The sequence below is a fragment of the bacterium genome, from assembly GCA_030247525.1.
GTDB lineage: Bacteria > Electryoneota > JAOADG01 > JAOADG01 > JAOADG01 > JAOTSC01.
This window is the reverse complement of record JAOTSC010000154.1, coordinates 1-7,814: the sequence shown is the minus strand read 5'-3', so window position 1 is coordinate 7,814 and position 7,814 is coordinate 1. Positions and strand designations below refer to the sequence as shown.

General features: G+C 48.3%; 7 protein-coding genes. All 7 read left to right on the top strand.

The annotated features are described in order from the left end of the window. On the top strand, positions 1–804 hold an 804-nt coding region (locus tag OEM52_12160), incomplete at its 5' end, for a T9SS type A sorting domain-containing protein (protein MDK9700892.1). 75 nt (positions 805–879) lie between these two features. Next, complete coding sequence (locus OEM52_12155) at positions 880–1,392, top strand: nitroreductase family protein (protein MDK9700891.1); 513 nt, start codon at positions 880–882, stop codon at positions 1,390–1,392. Positions 1,393–1,406: 14 nt separating this feature from the next. Beyond that, positions 1,407–2,750, top strand: coding sequence for an alpha-amylase family glycosyl hydrolase (locus OEM52_12150; protein ID MDK9700890.1), 1,344 nt, complete (start codon positions 1,407–1,409; stop codon positions 2,748–2,750). 74 nt (positions 2,751–2,824) lie between these two features. Continuing rightward, positions 2,825–5,968 (top strand): hypothetical protein, encoded by a 3,144-nt coding sequence (locus OEM52_12145; GenBank protein ID MDK9700889.1) that lies wholly within the window; start codon positions 2,825–2,827, stop codon positions 5,966–5,968. A 45-nt stretch (positions 5,969–6,013) separates the two neighbouring features. After that, positions 6,014–6,517, top strand: a complete 504-nt coding sequence (locus tag OEM52_12140) for a transposase (protein ID MDK9700888.1) — start codon at positions 6,014–6,016, stop codon at positions 6,515–6,517. A 40-nt stretch (positions 6,518–6,557) separates the two neighbouring features. Further along, a complete protein-coding gene (gene ugpC / locus OEM52_12135) occupies positions 6,558–7,628 on the top strand; it encodes a sn-glycerol-3-phosphate ABC transporter ATP-binding protein UgpC (GenBank protein ID MDK9700887.1) in 1,071 nt (356 codons plus the stop codon). Further along, positions 7,621–7,814 (top strand): hypothetical protein (locus OEM52_12130; GenBank protein MDK9700886.1); only part of this gene is annotated, 194 nt, incomplete at its 3' end. The genes ugpC and OEM52_12130, both read left to right, overlap by 8 nt.

Below are 7,814 nucleotides of genomic sequence, written 5' to 3'. Positions count from 1 at the left end.
GGAAGTGGCTTCCATGAAGTAATGCCGAATCCGGAAACCGTATATTTCTCAAACATCACTCCGCAAGATATTATAACCCGTCCGGTCACAGTGTATGTTCCGTTCGATATGCGTTCCGCCTATGGTAAATTGAACACGCCTGGTGAATATATTATCGACGTGCAATCGGGTGACACGGTTCGTCAATTCAATACGGTGAATTTAGCAGGCTTCTACAATAATTGGCCGTGGGGTTCGTTCCCGACGTCTGACAATGCCAACGACAATGGCGCGACCGGTGACTTAGTAGCTAATGACTCCGTGTGGACGGCAAACCACTTATTCCCGATTGGCAGCCCACGAACATTCGTCTTCAAAGGTGGCATCAATGGTTACGATGTGGAAGCTGGTTTCGGTGAAAACCACGAAGTCGCTATCAACGACGCGACCAATACTTTCCGGATGCCGGAAGTATGCTTCGGTTCACAAGGAACCTTGTACGCGAATTGGCAAACCCGATGTCGTAACTCCAGCGTTTGGATGAGCGACCCGGATATGCCGAATAGCTTTGCAATACTCCAGAACTATCCGAATCCGTTCAATCCGACAACTACAATTGAATTCTCGATTCCGAACCAAGCCGAAGTGAAATTTGAAGTATTCGATCTCACCGGTCGTACGGTTATGACAGAAAATCATGGTCTCATGAATGCCGGTACCTATACGTTATCGTTTGATGGTTCCGCACTCTCGAGTGGCACTTACTTCTATAAGATTTCCGCCGGCTCAAATTTTGCCGTGCGCCAAATGTTGTTAATGAAGTAAGCGGCTTTCCATGTTGTAACAACAGGGGAGTGGGCTTACGAGCTCCACTCCCCCTTTGTTTTTTTGGGAGTTTCGATGGATGTAATTTTTCGTCGCCGTAGTATCCGCCACTACACCAACGAACCAGTAACCCGAGAACAAATTGAACAGTTACTGCATGCTGCGATGGCAGCACCTTCGGCAGGCAACGCCCAACCGTGGCGCTTCCTGATTATTACGGATCGCGCGAAACTCGACACGATTTCGAAACTTCAACCCTACGCTGAAATGACGGTCGAAGCTTCGGCTGCAATTCTTGTTTGCGGTGAATCGAAAGTGGAAAAACATCCCGGAAACTGGATGCTCGATTGCAGCGCTGCAACTCAGAATATCTTGTTAATGGCAACAGCGATTGGATTGGGAGCCGTTTGGGTTGGGATTTGGCCACGGCAGGAACGATTACAAGTATTTAACGATTTGTTTCAACTACCGGAAGGGGTCGCTCCGTTTTGTTTAATCCCGCTGGGATATCCCGATGAATTTAAAGCACCAAGCGAACGTTATGACGAAGCGAAAGTGCATTGGGAAAATTGGAATCCAACAAAGTGAAGACCGAGAATACAATGAAACGATTGGCTCGACACCTGTTAACAATTGCGATCAGTCTGTTTGCAATAGTTGCGTTCGCAAATACTCCTGAATGGATCCGCGGTTACCCGTTGTACGAAGTGTATATCCGTTCAGCATCGCCCAGTGGAGATTTCCAAGGATTCCAAGAACGATTGGGATCAATCCGCGAATTAGGAATTCAAAATCTATGGCTGATGCCGATATTCCCGTTGGGTATCGAAGGGCGGAAAGGCACCTATGGCAGCCCCTATGCTGTTCGCGACTACTTGATACCGAATCCTGAATTTGGCGATTCACTTGCCTTTCGATCGTTAGTAGCGAAATCGCACGGGATGCAAATGAGAGTAATTCTCGACTGGGTCGCAAATCATTCGGCAAACGATCACATCCTCATGAAGGAACATCCCGACTGGTGGATGAAAGATGCAAACGGCAACTTTACCCGCGAAGTAGCCGACTGGTCAGACATCTCGGATTTCAATTTCGCGGTTCCAGCAATGCGGCAGTATATGACCGATGCACTTCACTTATGGTTAATCGGCTACAACGTCGATGGTTTCCGATTCGATGTAGCCGGGATGGTGCCTGCTGATTATTGGAAGAGCGCACTATCGTCGCTGCGCAAAGAGAAACCGGGAGCGCTTTTTTTGGCGGAAGCGTATGGCGATGAGTATTCCTCACTCGGATTTCACTCGATGTATGATTGGCCGTTGTATCATTCATTAAAAGCAAATGTGCAAGGGAAGATTGGCGCCGATTCGCTTCGAAGCTATCTCACAGCATTCGAGCTGCGCACCGACAGCTCGTTTTTCGTGATGCGATTTTTAGAAAACCACGATGAACAACGTGCTGTCGAGGCGTTCGGAAAAGAAAAGCTTCCGGCATACATCGGATTAATCTTCGGCTTACCCGGTGTACCGCTGCTTTACAACGGTCAGGAAATCGGCGCGACCTATAAACCGTCGTTATTCGAAAAAGAACCAATCGACTGGAATCAAGTCAACATCGTTTTGTATACTCAATATAAGAATTGGATTCATTGGCGTAACTCGCTCCCCTCACTACGCACCGGCAAATTGCAGTGGATCGAAACACCCGAATTTGTTAATGAAGGATTAGCGTTTACAAGAACCGAAGGCAATGAAACCTCAGTTGTAGTAACCAATCTTTCCGACAAAGCAATCGATGTAACGATTCCGAAAACGCTCCCCAATGGGCTTACGGCAACCAAGCTGCGAGAAGCAATCGGAATGCAATTGGTCGATCTTGATTGGAAGGGAACCGTTACTATCCGGTTACAGCCATGGAGTGCGAGACTACTCGTAGCAAAACCATGAAGCAAATAGCGAGATTTGTTGCAATTTGTTATTGGCTTCTACTAAGTATCCCAGCAGGATTCGCCGATCAAGTCATGCCGAGTTCAAATCGCGGTATGATCTTTAGCGGTACTGGTCGCGGCTTCTCGTGGTACACGACCGCCGATGGCAGAACCGATGGTTGGCAAGGGGTAACTGTCGAGGGGGAAAAACTGTGGGTCGATTGGCGGATCGGTGACTCATCCAAATGGCTTCAACGCAGTACCTTCCCTTCCGGTCAAATCAATGAGCGGTCCTACTCGCTTGTAGTGGGAAAATCGCGGTTTCTCTATCTCACAGAGATTGATTCAGTGGAGGAGTATATACGGGTAAACTTCCATACTCAACCGACCGACACGATTTTTCGATTTCGCATTCTTTTCTCGGATAACAGTTGGCAAATCGATACGCTGTCGAGTGATTCCTCGGTAATCGCATTTAGCTCGCCGAATTGTACGAAGAGCGTCGCGGCTGTACGACATTTCGGTAAATGGAGACCGGTAACGGAGTGGATGGATACGCCCTGTGGTCTGAAAGATTTTGCGCCGGCAGAATTACATTTTTCGACAAACTTACTCCCAGCTATTCCACCAGATTTCCTGCCCGCCGACCCGGGATTGGTGATAACGTACGCCAACACTTCTGCGGAGGCGATGCGGATAGCCATTGCGAAAGTCACAAGAGAAAAATCGAGCAACGATTCGTTACGAAAAAATGTTTCCCGCGATTCATCGATCAATCGAAAAAAAAATAAACTGCTCTTTTCTTCATTAGATCGCATCAGATTACGTTCAACAAAACCTCCCAATGAAACTGCGCTGCGCACACTTGCATCTTCACTGCGTTGGAGCAAGAGTAGTTTACAAGGGTTTCTCAAAGCCGATAAGACCCAGATTTGGGCAGGCTATCCGTGGTTTGCCGAGGCATGGGGACGCGACACTTTCATCTCGTTGTTTGGTGCGTGTTTAGTTCAAGGAGATTATGAGACCGCGCGCAAGATATTAATCACCTTCGCACAATGGGTCGACCGAAATCCGAAGTCGCCGACATTTGGACGAGTGCCGAACCGGGCAAATCCGCGGGAGATTGTTTACAATACCGCCGATGGTACGGCGTGGTGGGTAAAAGCGCTGTACGAGTATGGATTGTATTCCGGTGATTACGGTTTATGGAAAGATGTTTTACGCAACCCAGCACCAGCCGATACCGGAACCCATTTTGGTGCGCTACGGGTCATCATGGCAGGCAGTATTTTACGGGCGTCGAAGGATAGTTCCGCATTTCAAGAGCACGGTGAGCAAGAGACATGGATGGATGCCTACTCCCCGCCCAAAGGGGCATGGACTCCCCGCGACAAGTATGCAGTCGAGGTGCAGGCGTTATGGGCGGCGCAGTTGCAAGCGGCGATCAGCATGGTCGAAATGATGGAGCCCGACAGCGTCTTAAAAGTGAATGTGAAGCGGTGGCGCGGCGCTTATCAAACGCTATCGAAATCGTTCGTTAAGCGGTTCAAGCGCCCCGATTCCCCATTATTGTACGACCGGATTCGCCCGGATGGAACTCCGGACGAGCAGGTTCGACCAAACCAATTCTTTGCAATCACGGTTCCCTACTATCCACTATTGCCGGACAGTATCGCCGAACCGATGGTGTGGGCTGCATTTGAAGAATTGGTTTCTCCATTCGGCGTTATGTCGCTCTCCCCCAATGATTCCAACTTTCATCCTTACCACATGTATCCGGCATATCCGAAAGATGCGGCATATCATAACGGCGTAATTTGGACATGGCTCTCGGGACCAGTGAAGACAGCGCTGTGCAAGTATGGACAATGGGAGTTGGCGTGGAGTTTACAGCAGCGGGAAGCCGAACTTATGCTCGAACATTCACAAGTGTACGGTACGCTGCCGGAATTGCTCGACGCTACTTCCCGTGATTATCCACTCAATCCCGCCGACGAAATGTTTTACTATGCCGATCCACCCCCGTCGCTGTCACAAAGCGTTACGAAAAAAAATTCCAAAAATGCAAGTTTCCTCCTTGCGAAACATTTTCCTAACCAATCGGGAACCGTGTCGCAGACTTGGTCGTTGGCGGAATTTCAACGATCGTTCTGGCAGGACTTTTTTGGGGTGCGACCAGTACAGGGAAATCAGGGGCGGGTGATTTGGAAAATCGATCCTCATCTGAATCCTGATTGGGGTGAAGTCAATGCGACCGTGAATATGCAGGGGCATCTCGTCGATATATCATGTGAACAAATCGACGACACGACGAAAGTACTACTCACTGCCCAATCGATTGCTGATAGTACAGCAATCTTCTTCAAGTTGTTTGGCGAACCGGGCGTTAGTGGCGCACTCAATGAAGCGAGGAAACCGGTACTTTTCCAATACCAACAACGTACCGGGGAAGTCTGGGTCGATGGAAAACCAGCGGCAATTACAGCGAAACATCCACCAGCCGATACATTGTGGCACTTTGCCAAAGTGAAAGTCCGCAAGGATTTACCATCGCTGCAACCTCCCTCATGGCAACGGGTTGGCAGCAAAGAAGGCACAGTTTGGCGTGAAAATGCAGCGGTCAAACGCAACGCAATCGACGAAACAAACGACGAGTTGAAACAAGGATACACGTATCCAACCGACTCCCGTTTCGTCAAGGGAATATTCGATATTTCTTCGGCGACAATTTCGGAAGATAACGAGCGCGTGTATTTTTCACTCAAGTTCAAGAAATTGACGCAACCGGGCTGGCATCCGGAATATGGCTTTCAGCTTACGTTTGCCGCCATCGCTATTGAAACCGGTTCTCGCAAAACAAGTGCGAAGAAATTGGGGATGAATGGTCAATACATTTTCCCAACGGATTTCCAACCGGATCGTTTGCTGTATATCGGCGGCGGATTCCGTCTTACCGATGGTAATGATAAAACTATGTATGAATGTGTTGCCGATGATGCCGCCTATCCGTTAGGTTCTCCAGCGACAAACGAAGTTCGTGTTTCAGTGCCTCGGTCATTACTACCGAACGATCCGGCGAAATGGAAAATTCACATCTATTCCGGCGGACAGGATGATCATGGCGGAGCGGGGATGGGAGAATTTCGCAGCGTGTATCCGGAAGCTTCACAATGGCACGGCGGCGGCAACACTTCCGGCAACGGTACCAATGTGTACGATGTGTTGGAGTTTAAGTAGTTATTAATGTGAGTACGGGTGAACCTTGTGTTCACCCCACAGTAAATGGATCAACGATTTAGAAAAAACAGTCTTCGATTGGCTGAGTATGAATACAATACTCCAGGTGGATATTTTATTACAATTTCAGTGGAGAACATGTTGCAATTGTTTGGCAAAGTGCATGTTCATGAGTGTAATCTAAATAAAGCTGGATTAATGATAGAACAAGTACTAACAGACACGGTTAGCAATTTTCCAAGTATTGAGATCATCGTGTATACAGTAATGCCAAACCATGTTCATATGCTCTTGCATTTACTTGACGCTGCTGAAACTCGTGTAAAAAATAAACGTTCGATAATTAGTGAGTTTGTTCAGACATTTAAGTCGAAATCCACAGTAGAATATATTCGTGGAATTAAAATATTGGATTGGCATAAATTTAATAAGCGCTTGTGGAAACGAGGTTATTACGATCATATCATAAGAAATGACAAAGATTATCAGCACATAATCATGTACATTTTCAACAATCCTCAAGCTAAATGGCTTAAAATTGAAAAGTGATTGGGCGAACACAAGGTTCGCCCGTACTCATGGAACGAATATGTCACAAGTTGTAATTAGCAACGTCACCAAGACGTATCCGAATGGCGCAACTCCAGTAAAAGAGATTTCGTTGACTATCGACGATGGCGAATTTCTCGTGCTGGTAGGACCATCGGGATGTGGAAAATCGACGACTTTGCGGATGATTGCCGGATTGGAATCGATTTCCGCCGGAACGATTTCCATTGGCGACCGCGTCGTGAACGATGTCCCGCCGAAGGATCGCGATATCGCCATGGTGTTCCAAAATTATGCGCTGTATCCTCACCTGACCGTTCGCGAAAATCTCGCATTCGGATTAAAGCTCAGAAAAATCGATGTAACCGAGATCGAACAGCGAGTAAATGAAGCGGCAAATATTCTCGGGTTGCAAGAGATGCTCGACCGGAAACCACGCGAATTGTCCGGCGGCCAACGGCAGCGCGTTGCCGTTGGAAGAGCGATTGTCCGGCAACCGCAAGTATTTTTGTTCGATGAACCGTTGTCGAATCTCGATGCGAAATTGCGGGTACAAATGCGGGCGGAATTGGCGCAACTGCATCGCCGCTTGAAGACGACGATTGTTTACGTTACCCACGATCAAGTGGAAGCGATGACTTTGGGAACTCGCGTGGCGGTGTTGAACGATGGAAAGTTACAACAAGTCGGGGCGCCGCTCGAACTCTACCGAAAGCCGGCAAACCGCTTTGTTGCCGGTTTTATCGGTTCTCCCGCGATGAATTTCTTCTCCGGCTCAATCGCTAACGGCAAAATCGAAACATCGTTTGCCAGTTTTGCAGCGCCAATTACCTATCATGGAAAACTCACGATTGGCATTCGTCCGGAAGTAATCTCGCTATACGACGATTCGCTGGCATCTACTGCATCACAGATCGTCTTTCCGGCAACGATTACATTGGTTGAGCCGTTAGGAAACGAATCGTTGCTCCATGCAACGACCGGCAACGAGAGCTTTGTCGCCCGCGGTGCGAGCAGCGTACCCGTGACGGTCGGAGAACGGCGACAATTCAGCTTTGCAGTCGAATCAGCGCATTACTTTTCCGAACCGGAAGGAGGTCGCCTTGCGTAGATTGTTCGCAGTTCTAATGCTGACAGCAGTTAGCATGACTTTCATTGCAACCGTTAGTATTGCGCAACCGCAGATGACGCGGGAAGGGGTGCGGTTTTCTTACGCGATGTTCGATGGCAAGAGTGTTGCCGTCGCCGGCAATTTTAACGGCTGGAGCATTTTGGCGAATCCGATGATTCTCAAAAA

Coding starts and splice junctions, on each gene's coding strand:
- OEM52_12155 (MDK9700891.1), top strand. CDS start 880: ATGGATGTAATTTTTCGTCGCCGTAGTATCCGCCACTACACCAACGAA.
- OEM52_12150 (MDK9700890.1), top strand. CDS start 1,407: ATGAAACGATTGGCTCGACACCTGTTAACAATTGCGATCAGTCTGTTT.
- OEM52_12145 (MDK9700889.1), top strand. CDS start 2,825: ATGCCGAGTTCAAATCGCGGTATGATCTTTAGCGGTACTGGTCGCGGC.
- OEM52_12140 (MDK9700888.1), top strand. CDS start 6,014: ATGGATCAACGATTTAGAAAAAACAGTCTTCGATTGGCTGAGTATGAA.
- ugpC (MDK9700887.1), top strand. CDS start 6,558: ATGTCACAAGTTGTAATTAGCAACGTCACCAAGACGTATCCGAATGGC.